The organism is Duganella sp. P38 (genome assembly GCF_050859475.1).
Lineage (GTDB): Bacteria > Pseudomonadota > Gammaproteobacteria > Burkholderiales > Burkholderiaceae_D > Rugamonas.
Genome location: NZ_CP193936.1, coordinates 1,093,627 through 1,111,163 on the forward strand (window position 1 = coordinate 1,093,627; position 17,537 = coordinate 1,111,163).

Sequence of the window (17,537 nt, forward strand, 5' to 3'; positions counted from 1 at the left end):
AGAGTTTGCTTCATTAAGCGCTCACACTTATCGACTGTAAGAGATTAGAGAACAGCATAGGGTCTGTAGCTCAGCTGGTTAGAGCACCGTGTTGATAACGCGGGGGTCGTTGGTTCGAGCCCAACCAGACCCACCAAGACATTGGGGGATTAGCTCAGCTGGGAGAGCACCTGCTTTGCAAGCAGGGGGTCGTCGGTTCGATCCCGTCATCCTCCACCACTTACTGTTTTTACGTAAGCAGCAGTGTTTAGGTAAAAGTAGTACCGTTCTTTAACAATCTGGAAGAAGTAAAGTTTTATTTAAGCGTGTAGAAATACACACTTAGGGTAGTAAAACTCATCATCACAATAGTAGTAAATGCTTGAACTATAGCCGTCAAGGTTATAGGGACAAGTGAATAAGTGCACATGGCGGATGCCTTGGCGATTACAGGCGATGAAGGACGTAGTAGCTTGCGATAAGCTGCGGGGAGCTAGCAAACAAGCTTTGATCCGCAGATTTCCGAATGGGGAAACCCGGCCCTCTGGGTCATCACCCACTGAATACATAGGTGTGTGAAGCGAACGCGGCGAACTGAAACATCTAAGTAGCTGCAGGAAAATAAATCAACCGAGATTCCCAAAGTAGTGGCGAGCGAAATGGGAAGAGCCTGTACGTGATAGTCGGACTGATAGTGGAATGCTCTGGAAATGGCAGCCATAGCGGGTGATAGCCCCGTACACGAAATCAGACCGGTGGTACTAAGCGTACGACAAGTAGGGCGGGACACGAGAAATCCTGTCTGAAGATGGGGGGACCATCCTCCAAGGCTAAATACTCGTAATCGACCGATAGTGAACCAGTACCGTGAGGGAAAGGCGAAAAGAACCCCGGGAGGGGAGTGAAATAGATCCTGAAACCGTGTGCATACAAACAGTAGGAGCCTCGTAAGGGGTGACTGCGTACCTTTTGTATAATGGGTCAGCGACTTACATTCAGTGGCAAGGTTAACCGGATAGGGAAGCCGTAGAGAAATCGAGTCCGAACAGGGCGGTAGTCGCTGGGTGTAGACCCGAAACCAAGTGATCTACTCATGGCCAGGATGAAGGTGCGGTAACACGCACTGGAGGTCCGAACCCACTAATGTTGAAAAATTAGGGGATGAGCTGTGGGTAGGGGTGAAAGGCTAAACAAACTTGGAAATAGCTGGTTCTCTCCGAAAACTATTTAGGTAGTGCCTCAAGTATCACCATCGGGGGTAGAGCACTGTTATGGCTAGGGGGTCATCGCGACTTACCAAACCATTGCAAACTCCGAATACCGATGAGTGCGAGCTTGGGAGACAGACGTCGGGTGCTAACGTCCGGCGTCAAGAGGGAAACAACCCAGACCGCCAGCTAAGGTCCCAAAGATTGGCTAAGTGGAAAACGAAGTGGGAAGGCTAAAACAGTCAGGATGTTGGCTTAGAAGCAGCCATCATTTAAAGAAAGCGTAATAGCTCACTGATCGAGTCGTCCTGCGCGGAAGATGTAACGGGGCTAAGCCAGTCACCGAAGCTGCGGATATCCGCAAGGATATGGTAGGAGAGCGTTCTGTAAGCCTGCGAAGGTGTCTTGTAAAGGATGCTGGAGGTATCAGAAGTGCGAATGCTGACATGAGTAGCGATAATGGGGGTGAAAAGCCCCCACGCCGTAAGCCCAAGGTTTCCTGTTCAACGTTCATCGGAGCAGGGTGAGTCGGCCCCTAAGGCGAGGCAGAGATGCGTAGCTGATGGGAAGCAGGTTAATATTCCTGCACCGTCGTATGATGCGATGGGGGGACGGATCGCGGAAGGTTGTCTGACTGTTGGAATAGTCAGTTTCTGCTTCATAGAAGGTGCTTAGGCAAATCCGGGCACGTAATTCAAGGGAGTGGGACGAGTGAACTTGTTCACGTAGCAATCGGAAGTGGTTCCAAGAAAAGCCTCTAAGCTTCAGTCATACGAGACCGTACCGCAAACCGACACAGGTGGGCGAGATGAGTATTCTAAGGCGCTTGAGAGAACTCGGGAGAAGGAACTCGGCAAATTGGTACCGTAACTTCGGGAAAAGGTACGCCTCGGTAGCTTGGTCACTTTACTGTGATAGGGCGAAAAGGTTGCAATAAAATGGTGGCTGCGACTGTTTAATAAAAACACAGCACTCTGCAAACACGAAAGTGGACGTATAGGGTGTGACGCCTGCCCGGTGCTGGAAGATTAAATGATGGGGTGCAAGCTCTTGATTGAAGTCCCAGTAAACGGCGGCCGTAACTATAACGGTCCTAAGGTAGCGAAATTCCTTGTCGGGTAAGTTCCGACCTGCACGAATGGCGTAACGATGGCCACACTGTCTCCTCCCGAGACTCAGCGAAGTTGAAGTGTTTGTGATGATGCAATCTACCCGCGGCTAGACGGAAAGACCCCATGAACCTTTACTGTAGCTTTGCATTGGACTTTGAATCAATCTGTGTAGGATAGGTGGGAGGCTTTGAAGCAGTGGACGCCAGTCTGCTGTGGAGCCATCCTTGAAATACCACCCTGGTTCATTTGAGGTTCTAACCTTGGTCCGTTATCCGGATCGGGGACAGTGCATGGTAGGCAGTTTGACTGGGGCGGTCTCCTCCTAAAGTGTAACGGAGGAGTTCGAAGGTACGCTAGGTACGGTCGGACATCGTGCTAATAGTGCAATGGCATAAGCGTGCTTAACTGCGAGACCGACAAGTCGAGCAGGTACGAAAGTAGGACATAGTGATCCGGTGGTTCTGTATGGAAGGGCCATCGCTCAACGGATAAAAGGTACTCTGGGGATAACAGGCTGATTCCTCCCAAGAGTTCATATCGACGGGGAGTTTGGCACCTCGATGTCGGCTCATCACATCCTGGGGCTGTAGCCGGTCCCAAGGGTATGGCTGTTCGCCATTTAAAGTGGTACGTGAGCTGGGTTTAAAACGTCGTGAGACAGTTTGGTCCCTATCTGCCGTGGGCGTTGGAAATTTGAAGGGGGCTGCTCCTAGTACGAGAGGACCGGAGTGGACAGACCTCTGGTGTACCGGTTGTCACGCCAGTGGCATTGCCGGGTAGCTAAGTCTGGAAGAGATAACCGCTGAAAGCATCTAAGCGGGAAACTTGCCTTAAGATGAGATTTCCCAGAGCCTTGAGCTCTTTGAAGGGTCGTTCGAGACCAGGACGTTGATAGGTCAGGTGTGGAAGTGCAGTAATGCATTAAGCTAACTGATACTAATTGCCCGTACGGCTTGTCCCTATAACCTTGACGGTTATACGCATTTACTATGATGGTGAGTGCTACTCTGATAAAACGAATTGGGTTCCCGCCTGCGCGGGAACGACGACGGATCGCCAACGCGAAGCGTCGCCTGTTGGCGACGACCGATCGTCGTCCCCGCGAAGGCGGGGACCCATCGCACCTTACTTCTTCCCGATTGTTCCCAGTCAAAGCTTGATGACCATAGTAAGTCGGTCCCACCCCTTCCCATCCCGAACAGGACCGTGAAACGACTCTACGCCGATGATAGTGCTGCAACCAGTGTGAAAGTAGGTTATCGTCAAGCTAGTTATTAAGTGAAAAGGCCCGTTCAGTGAACGGGCCTTTTTGCGTTCCTAGAACTGATATTGCGCGCTTGCGCCGATCATCCAGTTGCGTTGCGGCGCGGCCTCGTAATAACGCTTGTTGGCGTCGCCGACAATCACCGATCCCACGTAGTTTTTATCCAGCAGATTGTTGACGCGCGCATATTGCTTGAGACGCCAGCCGCGCCATTGCTGGCGCGCCGTCACGCGCGCATTCAGCAGACCATAACCGGGTGCGGCCTGATCGGCATTGCTGTCTTCCACGAAAATGTCGCTCACCGCCACCGCTTCCAGCGCGGCGCCAAAACGTCCGGCGCTTTCCTGCCACGCCAGCTCGCCGTAAGCGTTTGCGTTCGGCACGCCTGGCAGCCGGCTGCCTTTCAGCACATTGTTGAAGTCCTGATCGTAGACCGCACGCAACGTCGTCAGCGCCACGCGCGTGCTCAGGCCGTAACGCCAGGTGGACTCGAATGACAACTCCGCGCCCTGGCGCAAAGTCTTGCCGCCGTTGCGATAACTGGTGCGGCCACCGCTTGACGCATCGACCACCAGCTCATCATCGGTTTTGACTTGAAACACGGCGGCGTTGATGCGCATGCCGCCATCGAGCCGCGCCTTGAGGCCGGCTTCGAAATGCTTGCTATGTGCAGGCTGCAGGCGGAAGTTGAAGCCGCCGCCGGCACCGGAGTAGAACAGTTCATTCAGCGTTGGCGTTTCAAAGCCGCGCGCCGCGCTCGCATAGATATTCAGTTGCGGCGACAGGCGATACAGCACGCCAGCCACCGGCGTGGTGTGGCTGTAATCGAGCGCGCCGCTGTCGTTGCCGTTGCTGAGGAAGTGGTCGTCGACCGAAATCTTCACGCGGCTATGACGCAGGCCCGCACTGAGTTGCCAGGCGCCGCTGTCCCACTCGGTTTGCAGATACGGATCGAGATTACTGACAGTATCTTCCTCATCACGGCGCAGCGCGCCTTTCACGCCAAACTGGTTGCCGATGAAATTCTCGAAGCCCTGGCGCGCATCTTTGGAGCGGCCATATTCGACGCCGGCGGTGGTCGTCAGCTTGCCGTTGCCCAGTTGGCGCACATTGGTCCAGTTGATTTCCGCGCCATAGAAGTCCCGGTCGAAATCCACCACGCCGCCCGAATGCGTGACCGGCGCCTGGAAGCCTTTGGAGAAGGACTGGTACTGAATCACTTCACGATTGCCGCCATACGCGGCCACGCGCAAACGGTCGTCACCGAAGCGCTGCTCCCATGTCGCGCCGACCTGCTTATGGTCGATACTCTTGCGCGTATCGTAGCGGTCGGCCAGGGTGCGCTTGGGCGTCTGCGTATCGGTCGTATCGATTTCGCCGGCGCGCGGATCGCGTTGATAGCTTGCCCATGTGACGCCCAATGCATCCTGCGTATCATCCTGGCGCAAGGCGTTGGCGACGATATTCAGTTTCGCACCGACGATCGGTTGCAGCGTCAGCTTCGCATAAGCCTGGTCGCGCGTTGCCGCACTATGTGCGCGGTAGCCATCTGTCTCAAACCGGGACGCATCGAGCACATAACCGACGCCGCCTTGTTTGCCCTGCGCGTTGAGGTCGGACTTGCGTGTGCCGTAGCTGCCGCCGCTAACATTCAGCTCAACCGTGGGAGCGCCTTCGCCTTCCCTGGTGAGCAGCTGAATCACGCCACCGGAGTGGTTGCCATAGATTGCAGAGTAGGGACCGCGCAGCACCTCGATACGTTCCGCCATATCCAGATTGAAGGTTGCGGCCTGGCCCTGGCCATCCGGCATGCTCGCGGGAATACCGTCGCTAACAAGGTGCACGCCGCGCACGCCAAACGCCGAGCGCGCGCCGAAGCCGCGAGAAGAGATCTGCAGATCCTGCGCATAATTCTGGCGGTTCTGCACCACCAGTCCCGGCACCGCAAGCAATGCTTCGGAAACATTGACGCGCGGTTGGCTGTCGTCTGGCGCTACCGCATCGATAGAAGCGGGCACGTCGAATGATGAGCGTTCGGTGCGCGTACCGCTGATGACCACAACAGGCGCCTCGGCCGCTGCGGCCGCAAGCAAGGCGATGATGAGCAAGATATCTTCCCTTAAAACGATGAAAACGAAATATAACAAAAGCCCTTGTCAGGCGGCGCTGCCCTTGATATGATTCTGTCCCTCGCAAGACAACACATGAAAATGTTGAGTTAAGCGAGAAAAAGAAGAGCTTGACGAGATGTGCGAAATGCTTCATAATCTTGCCTCTTCGCTGATGAACAAAACGCTTCCTCAGCAAGCAACACAAGACAACGATCTTTAAAAATTAACAGTCGATAAGTGTGGGCATTTGGTGCTGCAACAAAAAGCATTAAATGCTCAACAAGAAATAACACAGTAGTAATACTGTCAGTATTTTGAGTGAGCGAACCATGGTCAGCAATGATCATCAAACAGAGATTAAACTAAAGAGTTTGATCCTGGCTCAGATTGAACGCTGGCGGCATGCCTTACACATGCAAGTCGAACGGCAGCACGGAGCTTGCTCTGGTGGCGAGTGGCGAACGGGTGAGTAATATATCGGAACGTACCCAGGAGTGGGGGATAACGTAGCGAAAGTTACGCTAATACCGCATACGTCCTAAGGGAGAAAGTGGGGGATCGCAAGACCTCATGCTCGTGGAGCGGCCGATATCTGATTAGCTAGTTGGTGGGGTAAAGGCCCACCAAGGCATCGATCAGTAGCTGGTCTGAGAGGACGACCAGCCACACTGGAACTGAGACACGGTCCAGACTCCTACGGGAGGCAGCAGTGGGGAATTTTGGACAATGGGGGCAACCCTGATCCAGCAATGCCGCGTGAGTGAAGAAGGCCTTCGGGTTGTAAAGCTCTTTTGTCAGGGAAGAAAAGGCTGCGGCTAATATCTGCGGCTCATGACGGTACCTGAAGAATAAGCACCGGCTAACTACGTGCCAGCAGCCGCGGTAATACGTAGGGTGCAAGCGTTAATCGGAATTACTGGGCGTAAAGCGTGCGCAGGCGGTTTTGTAAGACTGATGTGAAATCCCCGGGCTCAACCTGGGAATGGCATTGGTGACTGCAAGGCTAGAGTTTGGCAGAGGGGGTAGAATTCCACGTGTAGCAGTGAAATGCGTAGATATGTGGAGGAACACCGATGGCGAAGGCAGCCCCCTGGGTCAAAACTGACGCTCATGCACGAAAGCGTGGGGAGCAAACAGGATTAGATACCCTGGTAGTCCACGCCCTAAACGATGTCTACTAGTTGTCGGGTCTTAATTGACTTGGTAACGCAGCTAACGCGTGAAGTAGACCGCCTGGGGAGTACGGTCGCAAGATTAAAACTCAAAGGAATTGACGGGGACCCGCACAAGCGGTGGATGATGTGGATTAATTCGATGCAACGCGAAAAACCTTACCTACCCTTGACATGGATGGAATCTCGGAGAGATTTGAGAGTGCCCGAAAGGGAACCATTACACAGGTGCTGCATGGCTGTCGTCAGCTCGTGTCGTGAGATGTTGGGTTAAGTCCCGCAACGAGCGCAACCCTTGTCATTAGTTGCTACGCAAGAGCACTCTAATGAGACTGCCGGTGACAAACCGGAGGAAGGTGGGGATGACGTCAAGTCCTCATGGCCCTTATGGGTAGGGCTTCACACGTCATACAATGGTACATACAGAGGGCCGCCAACCCGCGAGGGGGAGCTAATCCCAGAAAGTGTATCGTAGTCCGGATTGTAGTCTGCAACTCGACTGCATGAAGTTGGAATCGCTAGTAATCGCGGATCAGCATGTCGCGGTGAATACGTTCCCGGGTCTTGTACACACCGCCCGTCACACCATGGGAGCGGGTTTTACCAGAAGTAGGTAGCTTAACCGCAAGGAGGGCGCTTACCACGGTAGGATTCGTGACTGGGGTGAAGTCGTAACAAGGTAGCCGTATCGGAAGGTGCGGCTGGATCACCTCCTTTCTAGAGTCGCACGCTCCAAGTGCTCACACTTATCTGCTGTAACGTTCTTTAACAATCTGGAAGAAGTAAAGTTTTATTTAAGCGTGTAGAAATACACACTTAGGGTAGTAAAACTCATCATCACAATAGTAGTAAATGCTTAGAACTATAGCCGTCAAGGTTATAGGGACAAGTGAATAAGTGCACATGGCGGATGCCTTGGCGATTACAGGCGATGAAGGACGTAGTAGCTTGCGATAAGCTGCGGGGAGCTAGCAAACAAGCTTTGATCCGCAGATTTCCGAATGGGGAAACCCGGCCTTTTAGGTCATCACCCACTGAATACATAGGTGTGTGAAGCGAACGCGGCGAACTGAAACATCTAAGTAGCTGCAGGAAAATAAATCAACCGAGATTCCCAAAGTAGTGGCGAGCGAAATGGGAAGAGCCTGTACGTGATAGTCGGACTGATAGTGGAATGCTCTGGAAATGGCAGCCATAGCGGGTGATAGCCCCGTACACGAAATCAGACCGGTGGTACTAAGCGTACGACAAGTAGGGCGGGACACGAGAAATCCTGTCTGAAGATGGGGGGACCATCCTCCAAGGCTAAATACTCGTAATCGACCGATAGTGAACCAGTACCGTGAGGGAAAGGCGAAAAGAACCCCGGGAGGGGAGTGAAATAGATCCTGAAACCGTGTGCATACAAACAGTAGGAGCCTCGTAAGGGGTGACTGCGTACCTTTTGTATAATGGGTCAGCGACTTACATTCAGTGGCAAGGTTAACCGGATAGGGAAGCCGTAGAGAAATCGAGTCCGAACAGGGCGATAGTCGCTGGGTGTAGACCCGAAACCAAGTGATCTACTCATGGCCAGGATGAAGGTGCGGTAACACGCACTGGAGGTCCGAACCCACTAATGTTGAAAAATTAGGGGATGAGCTGTGGGTAGGGGTGAAAGGCTAAACAAACTTGGAAATAGCTGGTTCTCTCCGAAAACTATTTAGGTAGTGCCTCAAGTATCACCATCGGGGGTAGAGCACTGTTATGGCTAGGGGGTCATCGCGACTTACCAAACCATTGCAAACTCCGAATACCGATGAGTGCGAGCTTGGGAGACAGACGTCGGGTGCTAACGTCCGGCGTCAAGAGGGAAACAACCCAGACCGCCAGCTAAGGTCCCAAAGATTGGCTAAGTGGAAAACGAAGTGGGAAGGCTAAAACAGTCAGGATGTTGGCTTAGAAGCAGCCATCATTTAAAGAAAGCGTAATAGCTCACTGATCGAGTCGTCCTGCGCGGAAGATGTAACGGGGCTAAGCCAGTCACCGAAGCTGCGGATATCCGCAAGGATATGGTAGGAGAGCGTTCTGTAAGCCTGCGAAGGTGTCTTGTAAAGGATGCTGGAGGTATCAGAAGTGCGAATGCTGACATGAGTAGCGATAATGGGGGTGAAAAGCCCCCACGCCGTAAGCCCAAGGTTTCCTGTTCAACGTTCATCGGAGCAGGGTGAGTCGGCCCCTAAGGCGAGGCAGAGATGCGTAGCTGATGGGAAGCAGGTTAATATTCCTGCACCGTCGTATGATGCGATGGGGGGACGGATCGCGGAAGGTTGTCTGACTGTTGGAATAGTCAGTTTCTGCTTCATAGAAGGTGCTTAGGCAAATCCGGGCACGTAATTCAAGGGAGTGGGACGAGTGAACTTGTTCACGTAGCAATCGGAAGTGGTTCCAAGAAAAGCCTCTAAGCTTCAGTCATACGAGACCGTACCGCAAACCGACACAGGTGGGCGAGATGAGTATTCTAAGGCGCTTGAGAGAACTCGGGAGAAGGAACTCGGCAAATTGGTACCGTAACTTCGGGAAAAGGTACGCCTCGGTAGCTTGGTCACTTTACTGTGATAGGGCGAAAAGGTTGCAATAAAATGGTGGCTGCGACTGTTTAATAAAAACACAGCACTCTGCAAACACGAAAGTGGACGTATAGGGTGTGACGCCTGCCCGGTGCTGGAAGATTAAATGATGGGGTGCAAGCTCTTGATTGAAGTCCCAGTAAACGGCGGCCGTAACTATAACGGTCCTAAGGTAGCGAAATTCCTTGTCGGGTAAGTTCCGACCTGCACGAATGGCGTAACGATGGCCACACTGTCTCCTCCCGAGACTCAGCGAAGTTGAAGTGTTTGTGATGATGCAATCTACCCGCGGCTAGACGGAAAGACCCCATGAACCTTTACTGTAGCTTTGCATTGGACTTTGAATCAATCTGTGTAGGATAGGTGGGAGGCTTTGAAGTAGGGACGCCAGTCTCTATGGAGCCATCCTTGAAATACCACCCTGGTTCATTTGAGGTTCTAACCTTGGCCCGTTATCCGGGTCGGGGACAGTGCATGGTAGGCAGTTTGACTGGGGCGGTCTCCTCCTAAAGTGTAACGGAGGAGTTCGAAGGTACGCTAGGTACGGTCGGACATCGTGCTAATAGTGCAATGGCATAAGCGTGCTTAACTGCGAGACCGACAAGTCGAGCAGGTACGAAAGTAGGACATAGTGATCCGGTGGTTCTGTATGGAAGGGCCATCGCTCAACGGATAAAAGGTACTCTGGGGATAACAGGCTGATTCCTCCCAAGAGTTCATATCGACGGGGGAGTTTGGCACCTCGATGTCGGCTCATCACATCCTGGGGCTGTAGCCGGTCCCAAGGGTATGGCTGTTCGCCATTTAAAGTGGTACGTGAGCTGGGTTTAAAACGTCGTGAGACAGTTTGGTCCCTATCTGCCGTGGGCGTTGGAAATTTGAAGGGGGCTGCTCCTAGTACGAGAGGACCGGAGTGGACAGACCTCTGGTGTACCGGTTGTCACGCCAGTGGCATTGCCGGGTAGCTAAGTCTGGAAGAGATAACCGCTGAAAGCATCTAAGCGGGAAACTTGCCTTAAGATGAGATTTCCCAGAGCCTTGAGCTCTTTGAAGGGTCGTTCGAGACCAGGACGTTGATAGGTCAGGTGTGGAAGTGCAGTAATGCATTAAGCTAACTGATACTAATTGCCCGTACGGCTTGTCCCTATAACCTTGACGGTTATACGCATTTACTATGATGGTGAGTGCTACTCTGATAAAACGAATTGGGTTCCCGCCTGCGCGGGAACGACGACAGATCGCCAACGCGAAGCGTCGCCTGTTGGCGACGACCGATCGTCGTCCCCGCGAAGGCGGGGACCCATGGTACTTTACTTCTTCCCGATTGTTCCCAGTCAAAGCTTGATGACCATAGTAAGTCGGTCCCACCCCTTCCCATCCCGAACAGGACCGTGAAACGACTCTACGCCGATGATAGTGCTGCAACCAGTGTGAAAGTAGGTTATCGTCAAGCTAGTTATTCGCCAAAGAGGCCCGCTCAGTTTATCTGTGCGGGCCTTTTTGCATTTGTCACGAACGTGTAATGCGCTGCCGCTAGACTTGCCCTTTTTCTAAATAATTAGGGACAAGCAGCATGAAAAAATTCTCCTTGGTGTCGCTGGCCGTGTTTTCTGTTCTGGCCGGCTGCGGCGGCGATAACGAAGCGTCGCGCACGCCGGTCAGCGGCGTTTTCCTCGACGGCGCCGTGGAAAACCTGGACTATGTGGCCGGCACGGCCGCCAAGGCCAGCACCAGCGCCAAGGGCGAATTCACCTGCTACGCTGGCGATACCGTCAGCTTCAGTGTCGGCGGTATCGCGCTCGGCAGCGCGGCCTGCGCCGCCACGATCACGCCGCTGCAACTGGCCGGCGTTACCGACATCAAGGACGCCAAGGTGGTCAATCGCCTGCTGGCCCTGCAGCTGCTGGATGACGACAGCGATCCATCGAATGGCATCAAGCTGAACGCCGACGTTAAAACCGCGCTGGCGTCGAAGAGCGCCGATTTCAATGCGGCCGCCGCCAGCTTCAATACCGCCATGAGCGCCAACCCGGCCGCCGCCGGCGCCAGGTACGCGGCGCGCAGCATCGACGACAGTCGCCGCGCGCTGGTGCGTGAGCACTTCGAGGATACGCTGGCGTCCAAAGTCGGCACGCCGTTCAACGAAGCCTTCAGCCAGGCCACGCCGCTGGGCAATGTGTCGGTCACCGTCACGCGTTACCAGATCCAGGCCGCCAGCAGTTATTACATTCCTTACGAAGGCACGAACGCCAAGGTGAAGGAAGAGTTCCCGCTCGGCTTCCTGCCGTCCTACGGTTCATCGATCGCTTTCAAGGGCGCCAACGCCAACGGCGACCTGGAGTTCTACGGCCTGACCGATCGCGGTCCGAATGGCGACGGCCCGAACCTGCCGGCGCTGAGCGGCGGCGGCACGACCGGCGCCAAGATTTTCCCGTCCCCGGGCTTCGCGCCGGCGTTCGGGGTTATCACCGTCGGCAAGAACGGCGCTGTGCTGACCTCGTCCACGCCGATCAAGGCTTCGGCTGCGGTGAAGACTTCCGGCCTGCCGGTGCCGCCAGGCGCGGTCGGCAATTCGGCCGAACTGCCGGTGAGCGACGTGATGAAGTACGACGCCGCCAGCAAAGCAACCTTTGACGTCAACGGCATCGATAGTGAGGCCATCGTCTTCGATAAGAAGCGCAACGTGCTGTGGGTGTCGGACGAGTACGGCCCATTCATCGTCAAGATCGATCCGGCCACCGGCATCATCCTCAACAAGTATGCGCCGGGCAGCGGCCTGCCGGACATCTTCCTCAAACGCCGCGCCAACCGCGGCATGGAAGGCATGGCGCTGGACACCACCACCGACAAGCTGCACGGCTTCCTGCAAAGCCCGCTGACCGATGGCAGCGCGCTGTACGCGGTGACCGGCAAGAACGAGCAGATCGAACGCTTCGCGCGCTTCACGCGCTGGACCGAATTCGATCCGACCACCGGCAAGGCCGGCAAGATGTACGCCTATCCGCTGGACGCGGCGGACTATCAGGATGGCCGTACCGGCAATGCCAAGCTGGGCGATGTGGTCGCGCTGGGCAATGGCAAGTTCATCGTGATCGAGCAGGGCGCGGCGCCAGGCGGCAAGGTGTTTAACAAGCTGATGCTGATTGAAATCGGCGCCGCCACCGATATTTCGGCTGCCACCTTCAATGTCGCCACGTCCGACCTGGAGAAGAGCAGCATGGCGGGCGCCGCCGTCAACGGCGCCGACTGGAAGGCCGTTACCACGCTGAAGAAAACCATGCTGCTGGACCTGAACGCCATCGGCTGGCAGGCCGAGAAGGCGGAGGGACTGACGATTGTCGATGGCAACACCCTGGCGCTGGCCAACGATAACGACTTCGGCATGAAGACCAAGATGTTCGATGCCAGCGGCAAGGTCATCGAGGATGCCGATGTCACCAAGTGCAATATCGACGCCAGCGGCGCCATCATTACCAGCAGCGCCGCCGGCTGCAACGCCGCCAATAGCATTCGCGTGGCGCGCGGCACGGACGTCGAGCGTCCAAGCCGGCTGTGGCTGATCAAGTTCAGCAAGGCGCTGACCGCGTTCTGACCGGCATCGTGTGACATCGGTGTCACAACCTTGTAATAACTTTATGGGATATTGGCAGTTTGCTCATAATGACAAGGGGATGACACCATGCCGCGCGCATTGCCTAAGACTGCTTCCGCCATTCAATTCCTGCTGATCGCCGCCATGCCAGCCGCTGCGCTGGCGGACAACTTCACCATCGACGGCAACAGCGGCAACGCGCAGACACTGGCGTCCGGCCAGACCGGCACCGTGTCTGCCGCCGGTGCGCTCACCGTCAGCGGCAGCACGGTGGCGGTGACGGTCGCGGGCAGCAACGTCACGCTCAACAATCTCGGCGCGATCAAGCAGACCGGCACCGGCCGCGTGATCCGCGACAACAGCGGTGCGCAGGCGCTGGTCATCAACAATGGCGCTGCGGGCAACAGCAGCGCGCTGATGCAGTCGGCCGATGCCGATGTCATCCAGATGAACGTCAAGGGCGCCAGCGTGACGCTGAATAACTACGGCGTCATGATTTCCTCCAACGCCAGCGCCGGCGGCGCGCAGGTGGTCGATTTCAATGCCATCACCACCGGCGCCAACGTGGTCAACAACTACGCCGGCGCGCAGATCATCGCCTATGAGGCCGACGCGGTACGCACCGGCGTCAACGGCGTGGTCAACAACTCCGGCATGATCCGGTCGGTCGCGGCCACTGGCGGCGGCAGCGATGGCATCGACGCGCAGAACGCCTCCGGCGCGAAAATCTCCAACCTCGGCGGCGGCGTCATCGAGGGGGCCGGCACGGCATCACTGGCGGCCAGGAAAAGGCTGGCTCGGTGTTCACGATCGACATTTCCAACAGCGCTGGCAGTTTCATCCGTGGCCTGAACGGGGCGGGCGTCAACCTCGACGGTTTCAACGCCGGCCAGACGTCCACCATCGTCAACCACGGCACCATTACCGGCCACGGCGTGACCGGCGATGGCGACGGCATCGACGTCGACGGCATTGCCCACATTACCAACACCGGCGTCATACGCTCGATCAATGCCTTCAGCGCGCTGGCCGATGGCCTGGCCTACAGCGAGGGCATCAGCATGGGCGGCGGCAGCGTGACCAATTCCGGCACCATCGAAGGCCTGGTCGGCGCCGGCAATACCAACGCGGTCGGACGCGGCATCACGCTGGCCGGTAACGACCTGAGCAACGGCAGCCGCGAAGGCCTGTACGGCAACGCCACCATCACCAACCAAAGCGGCGGCCTGATCCGTGGCGCCAGCGATTCCGCGATTGTCGCCACCGGCGCGGCCAGCGGCTACACCGTCACCATCATCAACCACAGCGGCGCGTCCATCGTCGGCGGCGGCGCGCTCAACGCCGCCATCAAGACCGGCGCCGATAACACCGTCATCACCACCGGCGGCACGATCAACGGCGCCAGCAGCGGCAAGGCGATCGAACTGGGCAGTGGCAAGAACAGCCTGACCATCACCGGCGGCACGATCACCGGCAGCATCAACGGCGGCAGCGGCGGCCAGAATACGCTGACCTTCAATACCGCCGACAGCTTCGCCTATGCCGGCGCCATCGCCAACTTCAGCAAGGTGGAGGTGGTGGGCGGCAACGTGACCTTGAGCGGCGTCAGCAGCTATAGCGGCGTGACCGAACTGAGCGGCGGCAGCTTGACGCTGCTGGGCGCGCAACGCCTGTCCGCCGAGAGCGCCCTGATCCTCAACGGCGGCACGCTGCGCCTGAGCAACGCCGGCGCCGAAGGCCAGAGCTTTGCCAGCCTGTCGCTGACCGCCGATTCCTCCGTGCTGCTGGGCGGCTCCGCGCTGACCTTCGGCGCGCTCGGCACGGTGGTCGACGGCAAAACCCTCAGCTTCACCGAGGCCGCCAGCGGCGCGTACGCGTTCCGCCTGCTGGGCGACTATTCGTCCAACAGCAGCTTCCAGACCTTGCTGGCCGGCACCCATATCAACGGCCTGGCCGCCACTTACGCGTTTGACGGCACCTACACCACGGTGCTGGCGGCCGTGCCGGAACCATCGGGCTACGCCATGCTGCTCGCCGGTCTCGGCCTGATCGGCGCGCTCGCGCGTCGCCGCCGCACCAAGGTTTAGCCGATATCAAGGTGGGCTTGCTGCCGGATTGTTACCTTCTCAGGGTAACTCTGGGAGGAAAGCCCGATGGAATATGCGCAGCTGAAGCCCGGCCGCCGTTTTGCCCCGTTGCAAAGCTTGCTGTACTACAGTCAGCGCATCGTGACCTATCCGTCGCTGCGCCGGCTGGTGGTGACCGCGCTCAGCGGCGCGGTGCGCTTGCGGCAGGGGGCGGGCCGGGAGCTGTACGCGGCTACGCCCGCCGAGGATGCGGCGCTGATCGACTTGCGCCGCAGCGGCTACGCGCCGCTCGGCAACCTGCTGGACGGCACGCAGTGCGACGACATCCGCGCCTGGCTGACCGACAAGCTGCTGACCGACCGCGACCGCGAGCGGCCCCGCTTCACGCTGGCGCAGCGCGCCGAAGAGGTGCGCGTCGCCGATTACCATCTGCGCGATGTGATTGCCTGCCCGCACATCCTGGCGCTGGCCAACAGCCCGCCGCTGCTGGGACTGGCCGCGCGTTACATGGGGTGCAAGCCGACCATCTCCGCGCTGGGTCTGCGCTGGTCCTTCCCGGTGCCGGGCGCCGACAGCGCCTTGCAGGCCTTCCACCGCGACTCCGAGGACTGGCGCTATCTGAAAGTGCTGGTCTACCTGACCGACGTGGACGACGGCGCCGGCCCCCACGTCTACCTGCACGGCAGCCACCTGACGCAGGCGCCGATGCGGCTGCGCTTCTATACCGACAGTGAAATCTCCAGCGCCCACAGCGCCGACATGTTGCTGACCGCCATCGGCAAGCGCGGCTTCTGCTTTGCGGTGGACACGGCCGGCATCCACAAGGGCACGGCGCCGGCGCTGCGGCCGCGCCTGATGTTGCAGATTCAGTATTCGCTGCTGCCCAGCTACGCCTACCGCTACGCGCCGGAGCGCTACCAGGGGCCGTTGCTGCTCGACCCTTACGTCAATCGCCTGATTGTGTGTCCTGGCGTTTCGCCTGGCTGATGGATTCGCCGTCGGTCTTGCGCAGCGTCCAGAAGGTGCACGACGACAGCACCGTCAGCACCGCCAGCGTGATGAAGGCGTGGTGCAGCGCCGACGTCAGCGCCACGCGGTTCGACTGCGGCATGTCGCCGAGGAACCAGCCGGTGACCAGCGAGCCGGCCGCCAGGCCAAAGCTCATCGACAGCTGCTGCATCGAGCTGGCCATGGTGCTGGCCATGCTGGAATCCGGGCCTTCGACATCGGCGTAGGCGATGGTGTTCATGCTGGAGAATTGCAGCGAATTGAAGAAGCCCAGGCACAGGCTGATCGCCACGATCACATACAGCGGCGTGCCTTCCTTGACGAACGCGAACATGCTGATGGTGAGGCCGATCAGCAGCGTGTTCACCGTCAGCACCTGGCGATAGCCGAAGCGGGCCAGCACGCGCGCCGAGATCACTTTCATGCCCATGGCTGCGGCGGCGGACGGCATCATCAGCAGGCCCGATTGCCAGGCCGGCAGCCCCAGGCCCAGCTGGTACAGCAGCGGCAGCAGGAACGGCAGGCCGCCGACGCCGATGCGCGTGACGAAGCCGCCCAGCACCGACACGCGGAAGGTGCGCACCTTGAACAGCGCCAGCCGCAGCAGCGGGTATGGCGCCTCCCTGGCGTGCCACACATACGCGCCCAGCAGCGCGAGCGAGATAAACAACAGCACCGAGGCCGAGGTCACGTCCAGCTTGTGCTCGCCGAACACTTCCAGCAGCCACGACAGCAGGGCCACGCCGGTGCCGAACAAAACGAAGCCGATGAAGTCCAACGGCCTGGTGTGTTCCTCGCGGTAGTCCGGCATGTAGCGGTGCGCCAGGCAGATTGCCACGATGCCGACCGGCACGTTGATGAAGAAAATGTCGCGCCACGTCAGCCAGTGCACCACCAGGCCGCCGATGGTCGGGCCGAGCAGGGGGCCGATCAGCGCCGGGATGATGACGAAGTTCATCGCCGCCAATAACTCGTGCTTGGGGAAGGTGCGCACGATGGCCAGGCGGCCGACCGGCATCATCATCGCCGCCCCGAAGCCTTGCAGCAGCCGCGCCGCCACCAGCATCGGCGAGTTGACGGCCAGGCCGCACAGCACCGAGGCGATGGTGAAAATGGCAATCGCGGCCATGAATACGCGGCGCGTGCCGAAACGGTCGGCCATCCAGCCGCTGATCGGGATCGACACCGCCAGGCTGAGGATGTAGCTGGTGACGACCGCCTTCAGGCTCAGCGGCGTCACTTGCAAGCTGGCGGCCATTGACGGGATGGCGGTGTTGACAACGGTGGAGTCCAGCTGCTCCATGAAGAGGGTGGTGGCAACTACCCACGGCAGGTAGCGCTTGGCGGCATCGGCATTCATGAGCGTGATTGTCACACAAAATAAACCGTGCGGTC

Annotated in this window: 7 protein-coding genes, 2 tRNA genes and 5 rRNA genes; 11 read left to right on the forward strand and 3 right to left on the reverse strand. The window is 57.5% G+C overall.

From position 1 onward, the window contains the following. The first annotated feature begins 59 nt into the window (after positions 1 to 59). The 4 genes from ACRQ5J_RS04960 to rrf (ACRQ5J_RS04975) all read left to right on the forward strand — a co-directional run bounded on the left by ACRQ5J_RS04960 (position 60) and on the right by rrf (ACRQ5J_RS04975) (position 3,567). Positions 60 to 136 (forward strand) — tRNA-Ile (locus ACRQ5J_RS04960). 7 nt (positions 137 to 143) lie between these two features. Further along, a tRNA-Ala gene (locus ACRQ5J_RS04965) sits at positions 144 to 219 on the forward strand. Positions 220 to 387: 168 nt separating this feature from the next. Further along, positions 388 to 3,260, forward strand: a 23S ribosomal RNA gene (locus ACRQ5J_RS04970). Between the two features lie 194 nt (positions 3,261 to 3,454). Beyond that, positions 3,455 to 3,567: ribosomal RNA gene (gene rrf / locus ACRQ5J_RS04975) — 5S ribosomal RNA — on the forward strand. A 49-nt stretch (positions 3,568 to 3,616) separates the two neighbouring features. On the opposite strand, the gene ACRQ5J_RS04980 is transcribed toward rrf (ACRQ5J_RS04975), so the two are convergent. Continuing rightward, entirely contained in the window at positions 3,617 to 5,710 is a 2,094-nt protein-coding gene (locus ACRQ5J_RS04980) for a TonB-dependent receptor family protein (RefSeq protein WP_432381479.1), read from the reverse strand. Between the two features lie 71 nt (positions 5,711 to 5,781). Beyond that, complete coding sequence (locus ACRQ5J_RS04985) at positions 5,782 to 6,024, reverse strand: hypothetical protein (protein ID WP_432381481.1); 243 nt, start codon at positions 6,022 to 6,024, stop codon at positions 5,782 to 5,784. A 9-nt stretch (positions 6,025 to 6,033) separates the two neighbouring features. Between ACRQ5J_RS04985 and ACRQ5J_RS04990 the strand changes: the two genes are divergently transcribed. The 7 genes from ACRQ5J_RS04990 (at position 6,034) to ACRQ5J_RS05020 (ending at position 16,121) form a co-directional block, all read left to right on the forward strand. Beyond that, positions 6,034 to 7,563, forward strand: a 16S ribosomal RNA gene (locus ACRQ5J_RS04990). 166 nt (positions 7,564 to 7,729) lie between these two features. Further along, positions 7,730 to 10,601: ribosomal RNA gene (locus tag ACRQ5J_RS04995) — 23S ribosomal RNA — on the forward strand. Between the two features lie 194 nt (positions 10,602 to 10,795). Next, positions 10,796 to 10,908, forward strand: a 5S ribosomal RNA gene (rrf, locus tag ACRQ5J_RS05000). The 16S, 23S and 5S rRNA genes sit together here, the layout of an rRNA operon. Before the next feature lie 120 nt (positions 10,909 to 11,028). Beyond that, the gene (locus tag ACRQ5J_RS05005) at positions 11,029 to 13,047 is read left to right on the forward strand and encodes an esterase-like activity of phytase family protein (RefSeq protein ID WP_432381483.1); all 2,019 of its coding nucleotides are present in this window, start codon (positions 11,029 to 11,031) and stop codon (positions 13,045 to 13,047) included. An 87-nt stretch (positions 13,048 to 13,134) separates the two neighbouring features. Beyond that, positions 13,135 to 13,899, forward strand: coding sequence for a hypothetical protein (locus ACRQ5J_RS05010; protein ID WP_432381485.1), 765 nt, complete (start codon positions 13,135 to 13,137; stop codon positions 13,897 to 13,899). Further along, positions 13,848 to 15,134 (forward strand): FxDxF family PEP-CTERM protein, encoded by a 1,287-nt coding sequence (locus tag ACRQ5J_RS05015; protein ID WP_432381487.1) that lies wholly within the window; start codon positions 13,848 to 13,850, stop codon positions 15,132 to 15,134. The genes ACRQ5J_RS05010 and ACRQ5J_RS05015 overlap by 52 nt, the downstream gene beginning before the upstream one ends. 66 nt (positions 15,135 to 15,200) lie before the next feature. Further along, positions 15,201 to 16,121 (forward strand): phytanoyl-CoA dioxygenase family protein, encoded by a 921-nt coding sequence (locus ACRQ5J_RS05020; RefSeq protein WP_432381489.1) that lies wholly within the window; start codon positions 15,201 to 15,203, stop codon positions 16,119 to 16,121. Here ACRQ5J_RS05020 and ACRQ5J_RS05025 read toward each other — a convergent pair. Then, entirely contained in the window at positions 16,081 to 17,502 is a 1,422-nt protein-coding gene (locus ACRQ5J_RS05025; RefSeq protein WP_432381491.1) for a DHA2 family efflux MFS transporter permease subunit, read from the reverse strand. The two genes, ACRQ5J_RS05020 and ACRQ5J_RS05025, sit on opposite strands and share 41 nt — an antisense overlap. Positions 17,503 to 17,537 lie beyond the last annotated feature (35 nt).

Bases quoted from the DNA above. Each gene is read 5' to 3' on its own strand.
- ACRQ5J_RS05005 (WP_432381483.1), top strand. From the start codon at position 11,029: ATGAAAAAATTCTCCTTGGTGTCGCTGGCCGTGTTTTCTGTTCTGGCC.
- ACRQ5J_RS05010 (WP_432381485.1), top strand. From the start codon at position 13,135: ATGCCGCGCGCATTGCCTAAGACTGCTTCCGCCATTCAATTCCTGCTG.
- ACRQ5J_RS05025 (WP_432381491.1), bottom strand. From the start codon at position 17,502: ATGAATGCCGATGCCGCCAAGCGCTACCTGCCGTGGGTAGTTGCCACC.
- ACRQ5J_RS05020 (WP_432381489.1), top strand. From the start codon at position 15,201: ATGGAATATGCGCAGCTGAAGCCCGGCCGCCGTTTTGCCCCGTTGCAA.